Source organism: Paenibacillus phytorum (assembly GCF_013141715.1).
GTDB lineage: Bacteria > Bacillota > Bacilli > Paenibacillales > NBRC-103111 > Paenibacillus_E > Paenibacillus_E phytorum.
Map to the genome: position 1 here is coordinate 1 of NZ_WHOA01000221.1, position 1,473 is coordinate 1,473.

Genomic DNA, 1,473 nt, shown 5'->3' on the forward strand with positions numbered 1-1,473 from the left:
TCTATGAACAAACCCTTGATGTAGCTAGGTAAACCGACGATCCACTCACGGAGTTGACAAAATACATTGGACTTCTCCAGTTTTGTCTTGGCTTTGGCGATCTGTAGGAAAAACGTCATCAGTTGCTGCAACGCGGTTTGGTAATCCAGATCTCTTACTTCATCTGCAAAAAGGAAAAATAGACCACCCAGTGACTTGGCATCATTTTCCTGTCGACGTTCAAATTCCATAACTAAATAACGGCTGAATACTACTGTTGTATGGCTGATCAGCATGTCAAATGAACGACCTTGAAACTCAGTCCCAAGCTTCAGAAAGCTTTTGGTGAATTTGAAAAAAGTCTCGATGCTCCAACGCATTCCGTAGATTCGGACGATCTCATCTGCACTTACCGTCAGATCGGTACTGAGAATTGCCAACCATTCCCGGCGTTTGTTACGGTTTTGGACGAAAACCAACTTAACCCGTAACCCACAAGCTGTTTCGACGATAACAGCACCTAAGATTTCATTATTTTTGTTCTTAGGAAGCGTGCTGTAAAGCTCTTTCAAACTCATCAACTTGCCATTCAAGCGATAGCGTTGTTTCATCTCTTTGATCATTCCAATAACCGAAAGTCCCATTGCATGAAGCTCCCGAAGTAACGGTGCTTGAGTAAACCAACTGTCCATCAGCACAAAGTCAGCTGTAAATCCGGCAGAAAGTGCACGCTGTAACAAGACTACGACGGCATCCGGTTTGCGGGTGAATGCCTCCAGTCGACGCTTATATCCATGGCTGCGCTTGTAAATATGTTCCTTCATTTCGCAAATCCGATTCACCAGTTTGGCCGAAGAAAGCATGACGAAGTCAATTGGAGCAAAGCTAAACCCATCTGACCAACCAAGCGTTAGCATGGTAAACCCCTTGGTGAAACGGCCAGTCGTATGGTCGAATACACGAGCTAGCAGCTCGGCTTTCTTGCTACGATTACGGTTTAAAACTGAATCGTCGATGATGAAAACACGCGTACGCGAAGGAGCAATAAGCGATTCAAAGTGCTGGATGATTTTTAAAGCAAAGCTATGAAGAAACTTCCGCCATGCGAAAGTGCCTTGATTAAGAAACCGATAAATGACGTCTTTTCCAGGTAGCGATGCACCACGCTCACTCTCCAAAAGGCGGAACCAGTTTCGACCTTCAAACACGAGAGAGAACAAGATCTGAAACACAGCTAAACTGGACGGACCAAACGACTTGTTAATTCCAGCTTTTCGTAAGAGTTGACCAATTTGTAAGGTTGCGAACAAGATAGAAAAACGTGTTTTTGCCTGTTCAGACAAGGATTTTTGGTGTAACATATGAATTACAACACCTTTCTTTGTTTGCATGGTTGCTCGACACTTCCATGATACCAAACCAGAAGGGTGTTTTTCTGTCAAGAATGGAAACTTTTCTTCTGTACTCTTACACTGACATATGCTCAGACCGCTT

1 protein-coding gene is annotated in these 1,473 nt (G+C 43.8%); it reads right to left on the reverse strand.

What is annotated here, in order from left to right; all coding sequences use genetic code 11:
- Nucleotides 1-1,340: IS4 family transposase (locus GC098_RS31265; protein ID WP_171647582.1), on the reverse strand; the 1,340-nt coding region annotated here is incomplete at its 3' end.
- Between the last annotated feature and the right edge of the window lie 133 nt (nt 1,341-1,473).